General features: G+C 31.5%; 21 protein-coding genes and 1 pseudogene. 18 read left to right on the top strand and 4 right to left on the bottom strand.

Going from position 1 to position 20,709, the window contains the following annotated elements:
* Nucleotides 1–3 precede the first annotated feature (3 nt).
* Nucleotides 4–1,875: a beta-glucoside-specific PTS transporter subunit IIABC gene (locus B3N22_RS00335; protein ID WP_286903978.1), complete on the top strand. Its 1,872-nt coding sequence runs from the start codon at nt 4–6 to the stop codon at nt 1,873–1,875.
* Nucleotides 1,876–1,935: 60 nt separating this feature from the next.
* Here the strand turns inward: B3N22_RS00335 and B3N22_RS00330 are convergent, their stop codons facing one another.
* Nucleotides 1,936–2,505 (bottom strand): PadR family transcriptional regulator, encoded by a 570-nt coding sequence (locus B3N22_RS00330; RefSeq protein ID WP_286903976.1) that lies wholly within the window; start codon nt 2,503–2,505, stop codon nt 1,936–1,938.
* Between the two features lie 124 nt (nt 2,506–2,629).
* Between B3N22_RS00330 and B3N22_RS00325 the strand changes: the two genes are divergently transcribed.
* From B3N22_RS00325 to B3N22_RS00320, 3 genes are all read left to right on the top strand, one after another.
* Complete coding sequence (locus B3N22_RS00325; protein WP_286903974.1) at nt 2,630–4,084, top strand: MDR family MFS transporter; 1,455 nt, start codon at nt 2,630–2,632, stop codon at nt 4,082–4,084.
* Between the two features lie 7 nt (nt 4,085–4,091).
* A complete protein-coding gene (locus tag B3N22_RS23670; RefSeq protein ID WP_414632205.1) occupies nt 4,092–4,244 on the top strand; it encodes a TetR-like C-terminal domain-containing protein in 153 nt (50 codons plus the stop codon).
* Between the two features lie 111 nt (nt 4,245–4,355).
* Nucleotides 4,356–5,777 carry a glycoside hydrolase family 1 protein gene (locus B3N22_RS00320; RefSeq protein ID WP_286903971.1) on the top strand — a complete coding sequence of 474 codons (1,422 nt, stop codon included), beginning with the start codon at nt 4,356–4,358 and terminating at the stop codon, nt 5,775–5,777.
* Nucleotides 5,778–5,823: 46 nt separating this feature from the next.
* Here B3N22_RS00320 and B3N22_RS00315 read toward each other — a convergent pair whose 3' ends face one another.
* A complete protein-coding gene (locus tag B3N22_RS00315; protein ID WP_286903970.1) occupies nt 5,824–6,822 on the bottom strand; it encodes a choloylglycine hydrolase family protein in 999 nt (332 codons plus the stop codon).
* A gap of 180 nt (nt 6,823–7,002) precedes the next feature.
* Between B3N22_RS00315 and B3N22_RS00310 the strand changes: the two genes are divergently transcribed.
* From B3N22_RS00310 to aguB, 3 genes are all read left to right on the top strand, one after another.
* A complete protein-coding gene (locus tag B3N22_RS00310; RefSeq protein ID WP_238902795.1) occupies nt 7,003–8,448 on the top strand; it encodes a glycoside hydrolase family 1 protein in 1,446 nt (481 codons plus the stop codon).
* 187 nt (nt 8,449–8,635) lie between these two features.
* Nucleotides 8,636–9,721, top strand: a complete 1,086-nt coding sequence (aguA, locus tag B3N22_RS00305) for an agmatine deiminase (RefSeq protein ID WP_286903967.1) — start codon at nt 8,636–8,638, stop codon at nt 9,719–9,721.
* 13 nt (nt 9,722–9,734) lie between these two features.
* Nucleotides 9,735–10,604, top strand: coding sequence for an N-carbamoylputrescine amidase (gene aguB, locus B3N22_RS00300; protein ID WP_286903964.1), 870 nt, complete (start codon nt 9,735–9,737; stop codon nt 10,602–10,604).
* Nucleotides 10,605–10,645: 41 nt separating this feature from the next.
* On the opposite strand, the gene B3N22_RS00295 is transcribed toward aguB, so the two are convergent.
* The gene (locus tag B3N22_RS00295) at nt 10,646–11,227 is read right to left on the bottom strand and encodes a TetR/AcrR family transcriptional regulator (RefSeq protein WP_286903963.1); all 582 of its coding nucleotides are present in this window, start codon (nt 11,225–11,227) and stop codon (nt 10,646–10,648) included.
* A gap of 205 nt (nt 11,228–11,432) precedes the next feature.
* Between B3N22_RS00295 and B3N22_RS00290 the strand changes: the two genes are divergently transcribed.
* The 11 genes and pseudogenes from B3N22_RS00290 (at nt 11,433) to B3N22_RS00240 (ending at nt 19,198) form a co-directional block, all read left to right on the top strand.
* Complete coding sequence (locus B3N22_RS00290; protein WP_286903961.1) at nt 11,433–12,071, top strand: beta/alpha barrel domain-containing protein; 639 nt, start codon at nt 11,433–11,435, stop codon at nt 12,069–12,071.
* Nucleotides 12,072–12,283: 212 nt separating this feature from the next.
* Complete coding sequence (locus tag B3N22_RS00285) at nt 12,284–12,766, top strand: PTS sugar transporter subunit IIB (RefSeq protein ID WP_073022266.1); 483 nt, start codon at nt 12,284–12,286, stop codon at nt 12,764–12,766.
* A 23-nt stretch (nt 12,767–12,789) separates the two neighbouring features.
* Nucleotides 12,790–13,536 carry a PTS mannose/fructose/sorbose/N-acetylgalactosamine transporter subunit IIC gene (locus B3N22_RS00280; RefSeq protein WP_073022267.1) on the top strand — a complete coding sequence of 249 codons (747 nt, stop codon included), beginning with the start codon at nt 12,790–12,792 and terminating at the stop codon, nt 13,534–13,536.
* Nucleotides 13,533–14,381, top strand: a complete 849-nt coding sequence (locus tag B3N22_RS00275) for a PTS system mannose/fructose/sorbose family transporter subunit IID (protein ID WP_286903958.1) — start codon at nt 13,533–13,535, stop codon at nt 14,379–14,381. The genes B3N22_RS00280 and B3N22_RS00275 overlap by 4 nt, the downstream gene beginning before the upstream one ends.
* A gap of 94 nt (nt 14,382–14,475) precedes the next feature.
* Nucleotides 14,476–15,405, top strand: a complete 930-nt coding sequence (locus B3N22_RS00270) for a phosphoglycerate dehydrogenase (RefSeq protein ID WP_286903956.1) — start codon at nt 14,476–14,478, stop codon at nt 15,403–15,405.
* 11 nt (nt 15,406–15,416) lie between these two features.
* A complete protein-coding gene (locus B3N22_RS00265) occupies nt 15,417–16,022 on the top strand; it encodes an SIS domain-containing protein (RefSeq protein ID WP_286903955.1) in 606 nt (201 codons plus the stop codon).
* A gap of 8 nt (nt 16,023–16,030) precedes the next feature.
* Nucleotides 16,031–16,435: a PTS sugar transporter subunit IIA gene (locus B3N22_RS00260; RefSeq protein ID WP_021803244.1), complete on the top strand. Its 405-nt coding sequence runs from the start codon at nt 16,031–16,033 to the stop codon at nt 16,433–16,435.
* A 49-nt stretch (nt 16,436–16,484) separates the two neighbouring features.
* Nucleotides 16,485–17,369, top strand: coding sequence for a 4-hydroxy-tetrahydrodipicolinate synthase (dapA, locus tag B3N22_RS00255; protein WP_286903951.1), 885 nt, complete (start codon nt 16,485–16,487; stop codon nt 17,367–17,369).
* Nucleotides 17,370–17,452: 83 nt separating this feature from the next.
* Nucleotides 17,453–17,572: pseudogene (locus tag B3N22_RS00250) on the top strand (ribose-5-phosphate isomerase); the annotation flags it as partial.
* A gap of 70 nt (nt 17,573–17,642) precedes the next feature.
* Nucleotides 17,643–18,725 (top strand): PucR family transcriptional regulator, encoded by a 1,083-nt coding sequence (locus B3N22_RS00245; RefSeq protein ID WP_286903949.1) that lies wholly within the window; start codon nt 17,643–17,645, stop codon nt 18,723–18,725.
* Nucleotides 18,722–19,198: a PTS sugar transporter subunit IIB gene (locus tag B3N22_RS00240; RefSeq protein ID WP_286903947.1), complete on the top strand. Its 477-nt coding sequence runs from the start codon at nt 18,722–18,724 to the stop codon at nt 19,196–19,198. The genes B3N22_RS00245 and B3N22_RS00240 overlap by 4 nt, the downstream gene beginning before the upstream one ends.
* 37 nt (nt 19,199–19,235) lie before the next feature.
* Here the strand turns inward: B3N22_RS00240 and gatB are convergent, their stop codons facing one another.
* A complete protein-coding gene (gene gatB / locus B3N22_RS00235) occupies nt 19,236–20,693 on the bottom strand; it encodes an Asp-tRNA(Asn)/Glu-tRNA(Gln) amidotransferase subunit GatB (protein ID WP_073022274.1) in 1,458 nt (485 codons plus the stop codon).
* Nucleotides 20,694–20,709 lie beyond the last annotated feature (16 nt).

Here is a 20,709-nt window from a genome sequence, read left to right as displayed (position 1 = left end):
CATATGGATATTAAAAAAACAGCAAAAGAGATATTAAATGAAGTAGGTGGAGAGAGTAATGTACAAAATCTTACTCACTGTGTCACTAGATTAAGATTTAACTTAAAATCATTGGAAAATGTTGATGAGCAAAGGATTAAAAATATTTCGGGAGTAGTTGGAGTTGTAAATAAAGGTGGACAATTCCAGGTAATCATAGGAAATGAAGTTGCTAGAGTTTATGGAGAAATAATAAATATAGGTAATTTTAGTAATGCTAAGTCCAATGATATAAATGAAAATAAGGATGGAGAAAAAAAGGGAATAGTAAATAATGTTTTAGATATTATTGCAGGGATATTCTCTCCAATTATGCCAATTATAGCTGGAGCCGGTATGATTAAGGCATTATTATCCATACTTACGTTAGCTAAAGTTATTGATACTTCAGGAAACCTTTATTATTTTCTTAAATTTATAGCAGATGCAGCCTATTATTTCCTTCCTATTATATTAGCAGTATCAGCAGCAAAGAAATTTAAATGTAATACTCAAATGGCAATGTTAATGGGAGCTATTTTATTGCATCCTAATCTGGGAGCATTAAAAGATACAGCAGGAACAGTAGTGGTTTTAGGACTTCCAGTTAGAATAGCTACGTATTCATCTTCAGTTATTCCTATAGTTATGATTGTATTTGTATTGTCATATGTGGAAAAGTTTGTGGAAAGAATTACACCATCTGTTATTAAATTTATAGCTAGACCGTTATTAACAATTTTAATTATGGCACCAATAGCATTAGTTGTGTTAGGACCTTTAGGAAGTTTTATAGGGGACGGACTTGTAAGTGTACTGTTATCTATAGAAAAAATCGCACCGTGGATTCTTCCAACAGTAATAGGCGCATTTATGCCATTCCTTGTTATGACAGGAATGCATTATAGTCTTTTACCTGCTTATGTAAATTCGCTTTCTGCATTAGGTAGAGAAACAATAATAGGACCAGGAAATCTTCCTTCTAATATTGCACAAGGAGCAGCAGCTTTATGTGTAGCAGTAAAAACTAAAAATAAAGAGTTTAGACAACTATCTATTTCTAGTGGTATTACAGCTCTTCTTGGAGTTACTGAACCTGCATTATTCGGGGTAAATTTACGTTTGAAAAAACCACTAATAGCTACTACAATTGGTGGAGGTATCGGTGGATTATATGCAGGAATAACAGGTGTTCAAAGATTTGGAGGTGGAGGAGCAGGTCTTGCAGCTATTGGGCTTTATGTAGGTGAAGATTCGAGTAATGTAATAAATGCCTTAATTTCAGCAGGTCTTGCTTTTGTAGTAACATTTATTATTCAATGGTATATAGGATTTGAAGATATTGAACCAGAAGAAGTTACTTCAGAGAGAAGGGAAGATAAAACAAGTGCATTTTCACATCCAGTAGAAGATGTTATATATAGTCCTCTACATGGTGAGATGATTGAATTATTAAAGGTTAATGACCCAGCCTTTTCAAGTGAATCAATGGGAAAGGGAGTAGCAATTAAACCAAAGGAAGGAAAATTATATTCACCTGTAAGTGGAAAGATAAGATTTATTTTCGATACTAAACATGCAATTGGTATTGAGGGAGAGAATGGAGTAGAACTATTAATTCATGTGGGAATTGATACTGTTGAACTAAAGGGAAAATACTTTGAATCTCATATAAAAGAAGGTGATATAGTTAAAGTTGGCGATCTATTACTAGATTTTGAGTGGATAGAAATTGAAAAGAGTGGATATGATCCTATAACTATGATAATTATAACAAATACAGATAAATATTCTAAGATTTTAGAAGAAAGTACAAAAGATGTGCAACCAGGAAATAAGATTATAGCACTAAGATAATTAAAAAATCCCCCTTACTTTAAGGTAATAGTATAAAGTAAGGGGGATTTTAAAACGAATTTATAGATCACAATCAAAGATATTCACATTATTACCATTTTTATATAATTGACGAACCCAATCACACCATTTTATGCCGTTTTCACAATCTAAAATAGCTTTTTTAAGAACAATATATCTACCAAATCTAGGGGTATTGGTATCATATAGTTCTCCGTTACAAAGTTCCTTCATTTTTTCTATTCGTTCTAAGCAGTGGTCTATTCTGCTTTTATACATGGCCTCTCGTTCATCGATAAGTTTATAAATCTCTTCTGGTTCTAAAACATACATACAGAATACTTTAAATAGGAATTCATCCTTAGTAACGGGATTTTCAGCAGGTGACTTTAGCCAAACTTTTACTGCTTCAAGACCTTTTTCTGTAAGTGAATATATTTTTTTATCCGGTTTATCTGATTGTTTTACTAAAGAGAAGGTTACGTAGCCATCCTCTTCAAGCTTTGCAAGCAAGGGATATATACGGCTGTGAGTTGTATGCCAGAAAACATTTGCCCTCAAGTTTAAATCATATCCTGAAAGGGATTCACTAGCTAATAAGCCCAAAAGGCCGTATGATAAGGTATTCATGAAAAAATCCTCCTTTATGTACATATTGACATATGAATAGAAAATGCATATAGTATTATATAGAATATTATATGTACAAATTGACATATAAGCAATAATTATTTGCAATAGAAGGGGTTATAAAATGATACAGAAAAATGAAAAATCTAATGGACTAATGTTATCAGCAATATTTATTGCAGCTTTTTTGGCTACTTTAGGGACTAGTGCAGTAAATATTGCCCTTCCTGCTTTTATGAAGGATTTTAATACGGATTTAGATTCAGCTAAATGGACATTAACTGGATTTATGTTAGCTATGGGGACTGTTGCTCCTTTAACAGGATATTTAGGACAAAAATTTAGTAATAAGAATGTTTATTTTTATGCTGTTATTGGATATACATTAGCATCATTATTATGTGGATTTGCATGGGGAAGTACTTCTCTTATTGGATTTAGGATATTGCAAGGTGCTTTTAGTGGATTAATTGCACCAACAGCAATGACCATAATTTATCAAAGTATTCCTAAAGAGAAACAAGCTTTTGCTATAAGCTTATGGAGTTTGGCAGCTATGCTTGCTCCTGCATTTGGGCCAACTTTAAGTGGCTGGTTAATCGAAATATCTAGTTGGAGAGCTATATTCTTCATAAATATTCCTATAGGTATTATTTCAGCAGTTATGATTAAATATTTTGTACCTTACTACAGAATGGAAAAACCTAGAGGCTTTGATTCTATTGGATTCATGACAAGTATTGGAGCTAGTTTGTCTCTTTTAATAGCTTTCAGTGAAAGTTCTAAATGGGGGTGGGGTTCACCTAAAACTTTGATGCTTATGGCGTTAGGTTTAATAATTTTAGGCGTATTTATATGGAGAGAACTACATTGCGAGAATCCTATACTAAATATAAGAGTATTTAAACATACTAGATATACAATGAGTGTTATTGTGGGCTGTATAATAACAATAGCTCTTTATGCAGGTTCTTTACTTACACCATTATTTTTACAAAATGTACAGCAGGAAACTGCATTGCAGGCAGGTCTTGTACTACTTCCAGCATCTTTAGCAATGGCACTTATAATGCCTTTAGTAGGCAAACTATATAGTATTGTTGGACCACGTTTATTAATACTTGCAGGTGTACTTTTAATTGCAGTGGGATCATGGAAGATGGCACATTTAACAGTTAGTACATCAAGCTCTTACATTATTTTTTGGATGATTATGAGAAATGTAGGAATTGGATTATCTACAATGCCAGCAACAAATTCAGGTATGTCATCAGTACCACGTGAAGTAAGCGGACACGCATCTTCAGTGAACAATTGGATAAGACAAGGGTTGGCTTCCTTATCTATGGGAGTATTTGCTTCATTACTTACTGTAAGAACAACATTCCATGCACAAGGAATGACAGTATTAAATCCAGCTGATAAACTTATACCTCTTGAATCTTTTACTTTAGCAGTAAATGATATCTACAAAATAGCAACGATTGTAATATTAGTAGCTATTCCTATAAGTTTTTATTTGAATAAGGAAGATAAGGGAACAGAATTAGCTAAAAAAGTTGAAGAAAAAATAGCTTAATATAAAAGTGAGATGGGGAATTTATTCGATTTTCTATCTTATTTTTATTGTTTCTGGAGCGTTTGGTATTCTTGAGGCATGGTTAAAAGAAGGAATGAAAATGCCTAGTAAATCAGTATCAGAAATGCTTAATCATGTACTTACAAAGTTTGAGTGTTAATATTTAAAGGAATATTTTTCACTTTTTGAAAATAAATCTTGTCCATTTGTATTAAAATAGAGACATAATCAAATATTATTAGATAGAAAATGAAATCTAAGGAGGATTTGTATGTCTAATTTAAAAAATAAAGATTTTCCAAAAGACTTTTTATGGGGAGCATCAACATCAGCTTATCAAGTAGAAGGTGCAAGTTTAGAATATGGAAAAGGACCATCTGTTCAAGACGTAAAAGTAATACCAGAAGGAACACCAGATTTTAAAGTTGCTAGTGATCAATACCATCATTATAAAGAAGATATAGCACTAATGGCTGAAATGGGTTTTAAAACTTATAGATTTTCTATAGCATGGTCTCGTCTAATTCCTAAGGGAGTTGGGGAAGTAAATCCACAAGGAGTAGAATACTATAACAATGTAATAAATGAATGTTTAAAATATAATATAGAACCTTTAGTTACTATGTATCATTTTGACTTACCAGCAGCTCTTGATGAAAATGGTGGTTGGTCTAACCCAGATACTGCAGAAGCATTTGTATATTTTGCAAAAGTTATGTATGAAAACTATGGAGACAGGGTTAAGTATTGGTTAACTATAAATGAGCAAAATGTTATGATTTTAATGGGTCACATTATAGGAACTCTTAACGTAAAAGGTGTTGATAATGTTCAAAAAGCCTTATATCAACAAAATCATTACATGATGTTAGCACAAGCTAAAGCTATGATTTTATGTCACGAAATGCTTCCAGGAGCTAAAATAGGTCCAGCACCAAACATATCAGCAGTATATCCAAACTCAAATAAACCAGAAGATATAGCAGCTGCTAATACTTTAAGTGCAATAAGAAACTGGATGTATTTAGATATGGCTGTTTATGGAGTTTACAATGCTAGAGTATGGAGCATACTTGAAACTATGGATGCAACTCCTGAAATTCAAGAAGGGGATATGCACATCTTAAAGAATGCTAAACCAGACTTTATAGCGTTTAATTACTATAGCACTGCAACAGCTGAATATTATCCAGCAGAGGAAGCTACAGCTGAAGGAAAGGTTGATCAACAAACAGCCTTCTCTTTACCAGGAGTATTCCGTGGAGTTAAAAATCCTAATCTTCCAAAAACAGAATTTGGTTGGGAAATTGACCCAATTGGTTTCCGCAATACATTAAACGAAGTTTATTCACGTTACCACCTTCCAATAATAATCACAGAAAATGGTTTAGGCGCTTACGATAAGTTAGAAGAAGATGGAACAATTAAAGATGATTACCGTATTAAATATTTACAAGACCATATAGAGCAAATGCAATTAGCTATTAATGATGGAGTAGATATGATGGGATATTGCCCATGGTCAGCAGTTGACTTAATATCAACTCATGAAGGTTTTGATAAGAGATATGGATTTATCTATGTAAATAGAGGAAACTTTGATCTTAAAGATTTAAAGAGAATACCTAAGAAGTCATTCTACTGGTATAAAAAAGTTATAGCTTCTAATGGAAAAGATTTAACTAATAACTAATAATATTAAAGGTGCTAACACTTAAACCGTGTTTAGCACCTTTATTTTATATACTTTCAAATTTACTTGGTCTTATAAGTTTGCCAAGAGAGAAGGGAGATTTGCTTTTTTTATTGTTATCAAAGAGACTAGCTTTTATTATCTGATTGTTTTCGTAGGTTTTGAAGTAATATTCACAGGTTTTGGTGTTCATAAAGGATATATATTTTGTGAAATCATAAGTATTTTTATCTGTTATTACGGCTCCTTTTGGAAGTGCAACGCTGTCTAATATATGAAAACATGTTGAAATCACTTCTAAAGGATTTTCAGGAATTTCTAAATGTGTTTTTTGATAAGCTGTTTTTACAAATCTCTCAGGAGAAGTATAACCTCCAGGCAACATAGATGTTCCTGATGAATGACCAAAAGGTCTTAGTATCATATTACCCCAATATGTTTCGCTAGTTTGTCTAGGTGATAGGGTTGTATAATTTCTTAAATTAGTCATATGCCATGAGAAATCAGGGCTATTTGCCAAAACCCCAATAGGATTTTCAAATATAGTTAGTCCAATCTCCGTTTTTTCTATTACAACACATTTACCGCTTCTATCAGTTGCTATCCAATGTAGAGGAGCTGCTATTTCAGTTATAGGATCTTCAAACCCTACTATAGATACGTCCCTAAGTATTTCGTAAAGTTCATCTACAGACTTTGCTCTTCCTAATATATAATGAAGAAAACTCATAGAGGCTACAATGTCGTTCTCTTTTTTTGTATAACGCAAGGGTAAATCATAATTAGCATAACCAGGAAAATATAAAGCAGCTGCCGCAAAGCCTTTTTCATTTACTCCATCAAAAAAATCTAAAAGCCCATCTACTTCCTGACCGATTGCAATAAAACTGTAATAATCCCTAAATGTACTGGTGTTTAATATATTGTTCCAAGTATAGTTTTTAGGAATAATATAGATTTCTGGATCAATTATATAAGAAAAGTCCATGTTACGACCTAAGTAGTTTTCATTCTGTTTAGATTGTAGAGTTATTGCTGTACACATAAAACCTCCTTTCAAAAATTCGAATGCTTATAATTTAATCATATTCAATTCTAGATGGTGATGTTAAAAAGAATTTTGTATTTTGAAATTTCCTTTCATATTTTGAAATTAATTAAACTATGTAAAGGATATAATAATATTAATAAGATTTTATTTGAAAAATTTAAGGAGGATTAAATCATGAAAATGAAAGAAGGATTCCTATGGGGAGGAGCTACAGCTGCAAACCAATTTGAAGGTGGATGGAAAGAAGGCGGAAAAGGTCCAAGTACATCTGATATGATGACTGGAGGAACACATACAACTCCTAGACGTATTACTCCTGTTATTGAAGAAGGAACATATTATCCAAGTCATGAAGCTATAGATTTTTATCATCATTATAAAGAAGATATCAAAATGTTTGGAGAAATGGGTTTTAAAACATTCCGTATGTCCATAAACTGGACAAGAATTTTTCCTAATGGAGATGAACTTGAACCAAATGAAGAGGGATTAAAATTCTATGATAATGTTTTTGATGAATTGTTAAAGCAAGGAATAGAACCTTTAGTAACTATATCTCACTATGAAACTCCTTATGGACTTACTAAAAAGTACAATGGATGGGCTTCAAGAGAAGTAATAGATTGTTATGTTAGATATTGTGACACTATATTTAAAAGATATAAAGATAAGGTTAAATATTGGCTTACATTTAATGAAATAAACATATTAACAATGCCTATGGGAGCTTTTATGGGCGGTGGAATACTTCTTAATGGAGACGATAATAGCGAATTATCTAATGGAATAAAGGATAATCCTAACGTAAGATTCCAAGCACTTCATCATCAATTTATTGCTAGTGCAAAGGTTGTGAAATTAGCACATGAAATAAATCCTAATTTTAAAGTAGGATGTATGATTGCCTACATGACTCTTTACCCATTTACATGTAATCCAGACGATATACTACTTGCTCAAGAAAAAGATCAGCTTCAAAATATGTTATGTGGAGATGTTCAAGTAAGGGGATATTATCCTGGCTTTGCGAAAAAGTTCTTTAAGGAAAATGGAATTAATATAAAAATGGAAGATGGAGACGATAAAATACTTAAAGAAGGTTGTGTAGATTTTTATTCATTTAGTTATTATATGTCTAACTGTGTAAGTGCTGATCCAGTTAAACAAGAAGAAGCTAAAGGTAACTTAATGGGAGGAATTAAAAATCCATATTTAAAAGCTTCTGATTGGGGATGGCAAATTGATCCTAAAGGATTAAACTGGACTTTAAATCATATTTATGATAGATATCAAATACCAGTTATGGTGGTTGAAAATGGGCTAGGTGCCGTAGACGTTGTAGAAGAAGATGGATCAATAAATGATGATTACAGAATAGAATATTTAAAAGATCATATAATTGAAATGGAAAAGGCTGTGGAAAACGGTGTTGACCTTATGGGCTATACTATGTGGGGATGTATAGACTTGGTAAGTGCATCTACAGGAGAAATGAAAAAGAGATACGGCTTTATATATGTTGATAAAGACAATGATGGTAATGGAGATTTAGGAAGAAAACCTAAAAAATCTTTCTACTGGTATAAAAAAGTTATAGAGACAAATGGTGAAGAATTATAAAATAATATTTTAATGTAAGCTGCAAGAATTATTACCCAATAATTCTTGCAACTTTTTAGTTTAAATTTAATAATTTTATTAGTATAATAGATTATAAATCAAAATAGGGAAATACTAATTTATATAAAATTGTATTTAAAGAGTAAGATAAGTATCTTATTCTTTTTCTTTGAAATGGAGGACAAATATGTTAAATTCAACGCCAAAAAATGATGGATTTTGGATGCCAGGAGAATTTGAAGAACAAGAAAAATGTTATATGCTTTGGCCTGAAAGAGGAGATATATGGCATCATAATGCTGAGAATGCTCAAAGAACCTTTGCAGAGGTAGCAAATGCCATAGGCAGATTTCAAGAGATAGTTGTTGGTGTATCAAAAGAATACTATGATAAAGCAATAACATTATTGGATAAAAATGTACAGGTAGTAAAGATGTCTCATGACGACTCATGGGCTAGAGATGTTGGACCAACTTTTGTTAAAAATGATAAGGGTGAAGTTAGAGGAGTGGACTGGAAGTTTAATGCATGGGGAGGACTTGCTGGAGGACTTTATTCTTCATGGGATAATGATGATAAGGTTGCTAAGGAAATATTAGAGTTTTCTAGGAAAGAAAGATATAGAACTGAAAACTTTATTTTGGAAGGTGGTTCTATACATGTTGATGGAGAAGGAACTCTTCTTACGACAAAGCAATGTCTACTTAATAAAAATAGAAACCCTGATTTAACCCAAAGACAGATTGAAAATTACTTAATTGAGTATTTGAATGTTGAAAAGATTATATGGCTTGAAGAGGGTTTATTTAATGATGAAACTGATGGTCATATAGATAATATTTGTTGCTTTGCAAGACCAGGAGAGGTTATACTATCATGGACTGATGATGAAAAAAGTCCAAACTATAAAATTTGTAGAGACGCTTATGAAGTATTAACTAAGGAGAAAGATGCTAAAGGTAGAAGTTTAGTAGTGCATAAATTAATACTTCCACAACCTATATATTTTACTAATGAAGAAAAAGAAGGGCTCGTGCATTTAGAGGGTACTAGAGAAATAGAATTAGATGACCCACTACCAGCTTCCTATGTTAACTTCTTAATATGTAATAAAGCTATTATAATGCCTGTTTTCAACGATGAAAAAGATGAATTAGCTATTAAGACTTTAGAAAAAATATTCCCAGAAAGAGAGATAGTGCCTGTCTATTCTAGGGAAATTATATTAGGTGGGGGAAATATCCACTGTATAACACAACAACAACCTAAATAAAGGGAGGATAAAGATGAGAAATGTAACAGTTGGAGCTACTCAGATGAAATGTACAGATGTTGTAGCGGATAACATAAAAAATGGAGAAAGATTAGTAAGAGAAGCAGTAAAAAAAGGTGCTAATATTGTACTTTTACAAGAACTTTTTGAAAATCTATATTTTTGCCAAAAGCAAGTTGAAGATTATTTTAAGCTTGCCAAAACTCTTGAAGATAGTGATGCTGTAAATCACTTTAAAAAGTTAGCTAAAGAACTTCAAGTAGTATTACCTATAAGTTTCTTTGAAAAGAAAAACAACATGTACTATAACTCTTTAGTGGTTATAGATGCAGATGGAGAGGTTTTAGGAACTTATAGAAAAACTCATATTCCAGATGGACCAGGATATAATGAGAAGTTCTATTTTTCACCAGGGGATACAGGGTTTAAAGTATTTAAAACAAAATATGGTACTATAGGTATAGGCATATGTTGGGATCAATGGTTCCCAGAAACAGCTCGTAGTTTAGCATTAATGGGAGCAGAACTTATATTTTATCCAACAGCTATAGGTTCAGAACCATCAAAACCACAATATGACTCTAGAGATCACTGGCAAAGAGTTATGCAAGGACATTCTGCTGCTAATATAGTTCCAGTTATAGCTTCAAATAGAATTGGAACTGAACATATACAAGATTCACAAATAACTTTTTACGGTTCATCTTTTATAACAAATGAATTTGGGGAAAAAGTTGTGGAAGCTAATAGGGAAGAGGAGACAGTTTTAACTGCTACCTTTGACTTAGATAAAATAGCTGAAGAAAGAAGCTTCTGGGGAATATTTAGAGACAGAAGACCTTCTTTATATGGAACAATTTCAAGTAAAGATGGAAGCTTATAAAAATTAGATTAAATATAGTGTATAGATAAAAAATCTATACACTATATCCTTTTATGAACATCTTTTATTATTATATTAAGCAGTTGGTGAGAAAGTTCATTAATTCTTTCTATATCGTTTCCTACTTCAGTTACTATTAAAAAGTATCCATCAACTATTAGATTAGAAATAACTTTAAGAATAAACATATCATTTAGTTCTTTATTTTCTGTTTGTAAAGTAGGAAGCAACTCATTACAAGTACGCTTATAGATTAAATCCACAAGCTCTTTTTTTACATTTTCATATTTTGAGCCTCTGCTATTGTTTAATAAGATATATAACTCTATATCATATTTTTTATAAATATCCATAATAGCAGATACCATTTCAGAAATCTGAAAATCTGCATTATTGCTGTTAAAATCAATGTAGATTAGTTTAGTTACTTCATTCCATACAGGATCCATTATGTAATTAAACAAATCATCTTTATTTTTAAAATATCTATAAATATTTCCAACAGTCACACCAGAGGTTTTTGCGATAGATCTCATAGAAGCTTCAAGAAAGCTTTTTTCTCTAAATTCTTTCATGGCTGCGCCTAGGATAGCGTCTCTTACATCTTCTTTTAAATATTGCATAAATAAACTCCTGTTTACTGTTTTTTACTATTACATTATATATTTGACTATAGTTTTAGTCAATAAAGGATATAAGATTGATAACAGTAAATAAAAGTGTTTAAAAATTCGTTTAATATAACAAAATAACAAAATATAATTGGTTTGCTGTACCATTGTGAATTTAGATGGAACCTATAAAATAATAGGTAAGGGGTGAATTGTGATGAAAAAAATGGATATTTTAAATCGAATGTATGAATCTGTTGCTCTTGCTATAGTTAGAGCAGAGACTATTGAAAGAGCTTGTGAGATAGCTGATGGATGTATAAAAGGTGGAGTTCCAGTTATGGAAATGAGCTTTACATTAAACAATGCCGGAGATATTATTGAAGGTTTAGTTAAAAAGTATGGAGATGATTTGTGTGTAGGAGCAGGAACAGTTTTAGATCCTGAAACAGCTAGACATGCTATATTAAAAGGAGCTAAGTTTATTATTGCACCAAATTACTGCCCAGAAACAGCAAAGGTGTGCAACAGATATCAAATTCCATATGCACCAGGATGTACTTCTCTTACTGAGGCTATTGATGCTTTAAGTATGGGGGCGTCTTTTATAAAAGCTTTTCCTATTTCAGATTTTTATGGATCAAAGTTAGTTAAAGTATTTAAAACACCTATTCCTAATATGCCTATTCTAGCTAGTGGAGGAATTACTTTAGACAATCTCCATGTATGGTTAGAAAATGGCGTTGATCTTTGTGGGTTTGGTGGATTATTAACACAAGGGACATCAGAGAAGATCGCAGAAAATGCATCTAAAATTAAATCTATAATTACAGAATATCGTAATAAGAATAATTAATAAATGAGTCTTGAAAATTCCTTCTAATTGTTATGTTAGGGGGAATTTTTAGTTTATATAGTTATTCTTTAAACTAGTCTTTTAGAACAAAGATATAGATTTTAACTTTGGTACTTTGAATGAAAATGAGCTCTCCTTTTTGTGGTTGTCGAACATTTATTTATAGAAAACGATTGTATTATAATAAACTCATACAAGAAAGGAGGGCTATTATGAGTATAGCTTTAACAAGAATAGACTTTAGATTAATTCATGGACAGGTAATCACTAGGTGGTTAACTCAGTGTCAAATCAATGAAATCGTTACTATAGATACGGCATTAAGCCATGACGATTTTATGCAAGATGTGTTTAAGATGGCTGCACCAAAAGGAGTAAAGATTAGAATTTTATCAGTTGAGGATGCAGTAAAAGCTCAACAAAATAGTGAGTTTGAAAAAAATAGAGTAATGGTTTTGTTTAAAAGTGTACAAGAATTAGATAATGCTATAAGAGCAGGTTTAGATCTAAAGGAAGTGCAAATAGGAGGACTAGGAGGAGGAGCTGGTAGAAAAGCTGTCCATAATGCAGTTACATTAGACCAAAAAGATGCTAATACATTATTAGACCTTGAAAAAATGGGAATCAATATTTATTTTCAGACTACTCCTGATTACCCATCGGAGGCATTACAAAAGGTTATTACAAGACTTTAATTAAAAAAGAGGGGGAAAAATAAATGATTATTAAAGCTGCATTAGTAGGTTTGCTTTATTGGATTTCAATGGGAAGAGCTCAATACTTCTTCTCATATGCATTCCGTAAACCAATTATTTTAGGTGTTTTCATTGGATTAGTTTTTGGAGATGTTCAAACAGGACTTATATATGGTGCTACAATCCAATTAATGTACATGGGGGGTATTGAAGCTGGAGGAAATATTCCAAATGACTTGGGACTAGCTTCTTGTATTGCAATTCCGGCCGCAATTATTAATAACTTAGATCCAGCTGCAGCAATAGCAATTGCTGTTCCATTTGGAGTTTTAGGTGTTTTAATTAACAACCTTCGTCGTACAATTAATTCTTTTTATAATACTAAGGCCGATGCATTTGTAGAAGCAGGGGAGTATGACAAACTATCTACTTTCTCATTTTTATTACCATGGTTAACAAATGGAGTTCTGTATTTTACACCAGTTTTTATTGCTACTCTTTATGGTCCAAGCGTAATACAAGCATTTATTCAAGCAATACCAACTTGGTTTATGAATGGACTTGCAAATGCTGGAGCAATGTTACCAGCACTAGGATTTGCTTTGACATTAGTAGTTATGGGTAAGAAGCAATACATACCATTTTTCGTATTAGGTTTCTTCATACATGCTATTTCAGGATTTTCTATGCTAACAGGGGCAATTATTGCTTTATGTATAGCACTAATAGTTTCTTTATTTAAACAAAATGAGGAAGGAGAATTAATATGAGTCAAGCAGTTGAGAATACAGTAGAACAAAAAACAATAGTTACAAAAATGGATTTATTTAAAGCTTGGTGGAAATGGAATTTAGCAGTTGAAGTTCCTGTAAGTTTTGATAGAATGCAAGCACTAGCTTTTGGGTATTCATTAAATAAGATACTAAGAAAAGTTTATAAAGATAATCCAGAGGAACTTAAGGAAGCTATGAAACGTCATACATCAATGTTTAATACTAATTGTGACTGGGGAAGCCTTATTCATGGAATAGTTATTTCTCTTGAAGAGCAAAGAGCTTTAGGCAATGAAAATATTACTCCAGATATGATTCAATCATTAAAGATAGGTCTTATGGGACCATTAGCAGGAATTGGGGATAGTGTTGACCAAGGAATAGTAGCTACGATTCCGCTTGCTATATTTGTTCCTATGGCACTTAATGGCTCGGTTGTTGCAGCTTTTATACCAGCACTTATTTATTTAGCATGGTCATATGGATATTCATGGTTTCTAATAAATAAAGGTTATAAGTTAGGAAAAAATGCAGTTCTTGAAATCCTACATTCAGGGAAGATAAAAAAAGTTATTGATATTGCTAGTATAGTTGGCTTATTTATGATTGGGTGTTTGTCTTCATCATATGTTTCATTTAAAACCATTTGGACATTTACAAGTAGTTCAGCGGCAGAAGTATCTTTACAAAGCATTTTAGATGGTATGGTTCCAAAGTTATTACCATTTACTTTAGTTCTAGGAATGTATTTCTATATTACTAAAAGAGGACCAAGATACTTACGTATAATTGTTTTTACTATGATAATGGCTTTAATTTTAACATTCTTTGGAATTATATAGTTTTAGATACATAAAGCAAATTCATAACTATATATGAATTTGCTTTATGTTTAAGCAGCATATATGACGTTAAGTTAGAAAGGTAGTGAAAGGTATGAAAGTTTTAATTACTCCTAGAGGGTTTGCTAATTATGGATTAGATAAAGTTAGATATATGGAATCTAAGGGGTTAGAGGTTCATTATAATAATACTGGAAAGGCATACACAAAAGAAGAATTTTATAATTTAGCTTATGATGCAGATGCAATTATTGTTGGGGTAGATATAATTGACAAAGAATTAATTGATAAGTGTCCCAATTTAAAGGTTGTATGTAAATTCGGAGTTGGAACGGATAACATAGATGTAGATTATGCAAAAGAAAAAGGAATTATTGTTGGAAGAACAGTTGGATCTAATTCTAAAGCTGTTGCAGAACATGTAGTAGCATTAATGTTTGCAGATGCTAAAAATCTCTATAATACAGCTAAAGAAGTTAAAGAACATAAATGGAACAAGCCTACAGGTCAAGAGGTTAGCGGGAAAACAATTGGAATTATAGGATTTGGAATGATTGGAAAACACATTGCAAACTTTGCAAATGGATTAGGTATGAAAGTATATGCCTATGATGCTTTTGAAATTACAGATGAAACTGCAAAAGAGTTTAATGTGGAAAAGAAATCTTTTGAAGAAATTATTTCTGAAAGTGACTATGTATCTTTACATGTACCTCTTTTAGAATCTACTAAGAATATGCTTTCTACAGAAGAGTTTAAGAAAATGAAGAATGATGCTTGTTTAATTAATGCAGCAAGGGGCGGAATTGTTGATGAAGAGGCTTTATATGAAGCTTTAATTAACAAGGAAATTCGTTCAGCTTACTTTGATGTATATAGTACTGAGCCGCCTACAGAAGACGATAAATTACTTGCTTTAGATAATTTCATCTTAACACCTCATACAGCGGCAAGAACAATAGAATCAGAAAAAAGAACTTGTGAAATGTCGACTGAAATTATACTACAAAATTTATTAGGTTAGTTGGTGAGAGAATGTATAGTGAAATACAAGATTTTTTAACTAATATTAAAAAAGAGTTTGGTGAAAACCTAGATAACATTGATATAGAAAGTGTAAAAAAAGCTGCTGAAATAATATTAGAAAGCGAGAAAGTTGGAGGGCGTGTTCATGTTACAGGAATAGGCAAACCATCATATGTAGCTGGATATATTGCTTCTTTACTATCTAGTACAGGGACAAGTGCTTACGAATTACATGGTACAGAAGCTGTTCATGGTTCAAGTGGTCAAGTTAAAGCTGGAGATGTAGTTATTGCTATATCTAATAGTGGAGAAACTGTGGAGTTAAAGTCAACTATAGAGACTCTAACTATGAATGGAGCTCGTATTATTAGTTGTACAGGAAATAGTGAATCATGGTTAGCTAAGCATTCAGAAGTATGTTTAGTAGCTCATGTAAATATAGAAGGTGATAGCTTAAACAAACCACCACGAGCATCTATTTTATCGGAGCTATTGATTCTTCAGTGCCTAAGTATAGTATTACAAAAAGAGAAAAAGTTAGATTTAGATAAGTACCTAAAGTGGCATCCAGGTGGAAGTCTTGGTAAAAGTATAAGAGAAATGGAAAGAGAGTAGGAGTTTTTATGGCAAATTTAAATATTATAATTGGAACCCATGGAAGATTTGGTGAAGAAATCATTAAATCAGCAGAAATGATAGTTGGTAAAATGGAGAATGTTAGAGCAGTATCCTTATTACCCGAAATGTCTTTTGAAGAATTTATGCAGCAAGTTAAGGATATATTAGCTGAATTAGAAGGCGAGACAATAGCTTTAGTAGATTTATATGGAGGAACACCATGTAATGTGCTTACTGCTTTAACAAGGTCATATAATCATAATGTTATAACAGGTTTAAACTTACCTATGTTAATAGATCTCTATATTAATACATCAAATGCTGAAGAGATAGACGTAAAACAAGCAGTTGAGAATTGTATAAATAACTTAAGAGAAAGTGGAGTTCATACTAATAGTATGCTTGATTAGTTTCTACATTTCATAGAGTAAAATATGTTTAAAATTTAGGAGGAAAGTTATGTTTGAAGGAATTATTACACCAATTGTTACAGCATTTAATCGTGACAAAGAACAATCAATTAATTATAAAGCTACTGAGGACTTAATAAACCACTTAATAGAAAAAGGTGTTAATGGAATCTTTATTTTAGGAAGTAATGGTGAGTTTCACGTTATAGATGAAGAAGAGAAAGTTGAATTTGCTAAGAAAGTAATAGAAATAGTTAATCATAGAGTTCCTGTTTTTGTAGGAACTGGTGCATGTTCAACAAAAGAAACTATACGTTTATCTAAAAAAATGGAGGAAGTGGGTGCAGATGCCCTTTCAGTTATAAGTCCATACTTTATAAAACCTAACGATGAAGAATTATATAATCATTTTAAGGATGTTGCTGATTCCGTAAAAATTCCAATTGTATTATATAATATTCCTAAATTAACAGGAGGCAATATTTCAAAAGAGGTAGCTGAACGTTTAGCAGAAATAGATAATATTAAAGCTATTAAAGATAGTAGTGGAGAACTAGAAAATTTAAAAGGATATATTGAAGCTGGTAGGGGCAAAGAGTTCAATGTATTAGTAGGGTCAGATTCTAAGATTTCAGAAGGTTATAGTTTAGGAGCTACTGGAGCAATAGCAGGCACTAGTAATGTTATAACAGAAGTTTTAGTAAAGCTTGATAAGGCACTTAAAACAAATGCTGTTGATGAAGCTAAAAAATTGCAAGCAGATATTGATGTTTTAAGAGATGTTTTAAAATTAGGAACAGTTCCATCAATAATGAAAAGATCAGTAGAACTAGCTAATATAGCAGAAGTAGGACCTGCAAGAAAACCTGTTAGAGAAGTAAATCAAGAAGTTGATGAAAAAATTAAAAAAATGCTAAATTATTATAAATTATAGACTGTTAATTGATTCAGATTTTAATAGTGGTTGTTCTATTAAAATCTGAATCAATTTAAGTATATTAGAAACTATGTTTAGGGGGAAGAGTTATAGGAGAAGAGCTTGCTTTTATGATAATTTATATATGGTTAAATACAATATTTATAGGAAAGCACCATACAAGAAGATTAGAGCAAATAAGCGATTATGAAAGGTCTTAAAAACTAATTTCTTTAATTTTATGTAAATGTGCTAAAATATTAATTAACCAGAATAAGAGAGGCAAAAAATATGATGTTAGTTGATATTTTTAAAGAGTTTATTAGTGTTGTTCAAGAAAATAAAAAATATACTATAGGGCTATTGAATGAAGCAGGTAGAGTTATTTCTTGCAGTAAGGAAGAATATATAGGAAAATGTTTTAATGTAGATGACTCTAATTCTAATAATGTATTTTATGCTATTAGAGTTAAAAGTGAAAAGTATGGATACATTTGGGTTGAAGGTGAGGATGAGAATCTTAAGATGATAAGTAGTCTTCTTATAGACTCTTTAACAACACGGCTAATGTATGAGATAAACAATAGTTCTTTAAAGCAAAAAGTTACTAAGGACGATGAATTAATTAAATATTTGCTCAATGAAGAGCAGTTTGATTTAAATAATATTTTAGAGTTAATCAATCAGTTAGGAATTGATGAAAATAAAACCAGGGCGGCTATATATATTGTTAATAAAAAAGGGCATAACTTAGATGAAGTTATGCGTCTTAAATTAAGAGCCGATAGCAAGCAGTTGATATATTCACTACTCAATAATAAAAGTCTGATATTGTTTAAAGACATGCCAACTGGTTTAGATAATGTTGAAGCTAAAAGATACTTTAAGAAGTATATTAGAAGCTTGCAAGATTGGGGATTGCAAGGGTGCTATTATATGGTAGGATCTATGCAGGATAAACTTAGGCAGTATAGTGTAAGTTACCAAAATTGCTTGTGGATTGAAAAGAATATAAATTATCAAGTGGATGAACCAGTATTCTTTACGGATTATTTATTTGAATATTTTGTTTCCAAAATTCATTTAGATGATGCAAGAAATATTTTTGATTTTTATAGTGATAGAGGAAAAGGGATAGATATTGACGAATTTACTAGTATTGCAAATCAATTACTTATAAATGATTACAATATTACTCAGACTGCAGATGATTTATTTTTACATAAGAATACTTTAATTTATAAACTTAAGAAGTACGAACAAGTCTTTAATATTGATATTAGGGGAGATTTTAAAGGAAAGTTCTTGATGGTATTAATTGCCAATACATTGAAGGAATATCAAAGACAGAAACAGGTTGGTGAAAAAATATGAGCACAAAAATTAAGCTTGCACGTATTGATAAAAGATTATTGCATGCCACAGTAGCTTTAAACTGGAATCAGTTTTTAAATGCTAACTATGTGGTAATAGTAGATCCAAGTTATAGCAATGACCCTTTCATTATTAAAGTAATGCAGCTATGTCTTCCAGAGCCAATGAAAGTTAAGATTTTTTCTATAAAAGAACTACTAGATTTTATAGAAAATGATAGCAGTACAAAACGTAATTTAATGGTTATATTTAAAGATTTAGAAGTTGCTAAGGATGCTGTTGAAGCAGGATTTAAAGTAAATGAAATTCAAATTCCTTATCCAGCAAGTCGCATAGTTATAAAGAAGCTTTCTGACTTTTTTTCTGCTAAAGAGATAAAGTATATACGCTTTATTCAGGAAAAAGGTATTAAACTTTTTTTCCAAACTTCTCCTATGGATAACAAGGAGTACTCTGTATTTAGAAAAGAATAAAAATAAGGTTGATGCGTATAGGCACCAACCTTATTTTTTAGGAACATCTTTCTTTTAGTTTCTCATCTAAAAGCTCTTTTGCAAGTTTAGGATTTGCTTTACCCTTTGAAGCTTTCATTATTTGTCCCATTAAGAATCCAGCTGCTTGAGGTTTTCCAGAGGAGAAATCAGCTATGGATTGTGGGTTGTTATCCAAAACTTCTATTATTAATTGTTCAAGTTCTGAACTATCACTTATTTGAGAAAGTCCTTTAGCTTTTACTATTTCATCTGGAGAAGCACCAGTTTTGAACATTTCTTCAAATACTTCTTTACCAACTGTTGTACTTATAGTTCCAGCTTCAATTATTTTGATAAGATCAAATAGTGCTTTAGGATCTAAAGATATAGAAGTAATTCCTTCAGAAGAATCTCCATCAACCTCTTTTAGAAGTCTTAACATATCTCCAAGTACCCAGTTAGCTACAGATTTAGGGTTAGCACCTAAGGAAACAGTTTCCTCATAGAAAGAAGATAGAACCTTATCATCTATTATGATCCCAACTTCTTTCTCTGATAGTCCATAGCTTTTAATAAATCTTTCTTTTTTAACTCTTGGCATTTCGGGAAGAGTTGCTTTTATACTTTCTATTTGTTCTTCCTGGATTATTATTGGAACTAGATCTGGTTCAGGGAAGTATCTGTAATCATGAGCATCTTCTTTACTTCTCATAGGAATAGTTTTTCCTTTTCCATTATCCCATCTTCTAGTTTCTTGTTTTATTTTATATTCTTCGCCATAGGTGTAAAGCTCTCTTTGACGTTTTTCTTCTTTTTCTAATGCTTTTTGAAGTTCTTTAAAAGAGTTGATGTTTTTAATTTCAACTTTAGTGTTTAGAACATCTTCACCAAATCTTCTTATAGAAATGTTAGCATCACATCTTATTGAACCTTGTTCCATTCTACAATCTGATACATCTGCATATTGAAGAATGGATCTTAAAGTTCTTAAGAAAGTTACAGCTTCTTCAGGTGAACGCATATCTGGTTCAGATACTATTTCAATAAGCGGAACCCCTACACGGTTATAGTCAATTAGAGAGATGCCGTCATCATCAAGGTGAATTAATTTACCTGCATCTTCTTCTATATGAATTCTGTTTAATTGAACTCTTTTTGTTTTTCCACCTACTTCAATATCAACATGACCACCGCTGCAGATAGGCAAGTCAAATTGAGAAGTTTGGAAGGCCTTTGGAAGGTCAGGGTAGAAGTAGTTTTTTCTATCCATTTTATTTAGTTTATTAATTTCACAGTTTAATGAAGTCCCTGCTTTTATTGCATAGTTAACCACTTCTTCATTAAGTACAGGAAGAGTTCCAGGTAATCCTAAGCATATAGGGCAAGTGTTTTTATTAGGCTCTGCACCAAACTCAGTAGAGCAGGAGCAGAATATTTTAGATTTTGTTTTTAGTTCGGCATGTATTTCAAGACCTATGACTGTTTCAAAACTCATAATATATCCTTCCTTT

This window comes from Clostridium sp. UBA1652, assembly GCF_002320975.1.
Taxonomy (GTDB): domain Bacteria; phylum Bacillota; class Clostridia; order Clostridiales; family Clostridiaceae; genus Clostridium_T; species Clostridium_T intestinale.
Note: the sequence above shows the minus strand (reverse complement) of the source record. Positions and strands in the feature narration are given on the sequence as shown.

Excerpts from the sequence above, each read along its gene's own strand:
- B3N22_RS00335 (WP_286903978.1), top strand. The coding sequence starts at position 4 with ATGGATATTAAAAAAACAGCAAAAGAGATATTAAATGAAGTAGGTGGA.
- B3N22_RS00330 (WP_286903976.1), bottom strand. The coding sequence starts at position 2,505 with ATGAATACCTTATCATACGGCCTTTTGGGCTTATTAGCTAGTGAATCC.
- B3N22_RS00325 (WP_286903974.1), top strand. The coding sequence starts at position 2,630 with ATGATACAGAAAAATGAAAAATCTAATGGACTAATGTTATCAGCAATA.
- B3N22_RS00320 (WP_286903971.1), top strand. The coding sequence starts at position 4,356 with ATGTCTAATTTAAAAAATAAAGATTTTCCAAAAGACTTTTTATGGGGA.
- B3N22_RS00315 (WP_286903970.1), bottom strand. The coding sequence starts at position 6,822 with ATGTGTACAGCAATAACTCTACAATCTAAACAGAATGAAAACTACTTA.
- B3N22_RS00310 (WP_238902795.1), top strand. The coding sequence starts at position 7,003 with ATGAAAATGAAAGAAGGATTCCTATGGGGAGGAGCTACAGCTGCAAAC.
- aguA (WP_286903967.1), top strand. The coding sequence starts at position 8,636 with ATGTTAAATTCAACGCCAAAAAATGATGGATTTTGGATGCCAGGAGAA.
- aguB (WP_286903964.1), top strand. The coding sequence starts at position 9,735 with ATGAGAAATGTAACAGTTGGAGCTACTCAGATGAAATGTACAGATGTT.
- B3N22_RS00295 (WP_286903963.1), bottom strand. The coding sequence starts at position 11,227 with ATGCAATATTTAAAAGAAGATGTAAGAGACGCTATCCTAGGCGCAGCC.
- B3N22_RS00290 (WP_286903961.1), top strand. The coding sequence starts at position 11,433 with ATGAAAAAAATGGATATTTTAAATCGAATGTATGAATCTGTTGCTCTT.
- B3N22_RS00285 (WP_073022266.1), top strand. The coding sequence starts at position 12,284 with ATGAGTATAGCTTTAACAAGAATAGACTTTAGATTAATTCATGGACAG.
- B3N22_RS00280 (WP_073022267.1), top strand. The coding sequence starts at position 12,790 with ATGATTATTAAAGCTGCATTAGTAGGTTTGCTTTATTGGATTTCAATG.
- B3N22_RS00275 (WP_286903958.1), top strand. The coding sequence starts at position 13,533 with ATGAGTCAAGCAGTTGAGAATACAGTAGAACAAAAAACAATAGTTACA.
- B3N22_RS00270 (WP_286903956.1), top strand. The coding sequence starts at position 14,476 with ATGAAAGTTTTAATTACTCCTAGAGGGTTTGCTAATTATGGATTAGAT.
- B3N22_RS00265 (WP_286903955.1), top strand. The coding sequence starts at position 15,417 with ATGTATAGTGAAATACAAGATTTTTTAACTAATATTAAAAAAGAGTTT.
- B3N22_RS00260 (WP_021803244.1), top strand. The coding sequence starts at position 16,031 with ATGGCAAATTTAAATATTATAATTGGAACCCATGGAAGATTTGGTGAA.
- dapA (WP_286903951.1), top strand. The coding sequence starts at position 16,485 with ATGTTTGAAGGAATTATTACACCAATTGTTACAGCATTTAATCGTGAC.
- B3N22_RS00245 (WP_286903949.1), top strand. The coding sequence starts at position 17,643 with ATGATGTTAGTTGATATTTTTAAAGAGTTTATTAGTGTTGTTCAAGAA.
- B3N22_RS00240 (WP_286903947.1), top strand. The coding sequence starts at position 18,722 with ATGAGCACAAAAATTAAGCTTGCACGTATTGATAAAAGATTATTGCAT.
- gatB (WP_073022274.1), bottom strand. The coding sequence starts at position 20,693 with ATGAGTTTTGAAACAGTCATAGGTCTTGAAATACATGCCGAACTAAAA.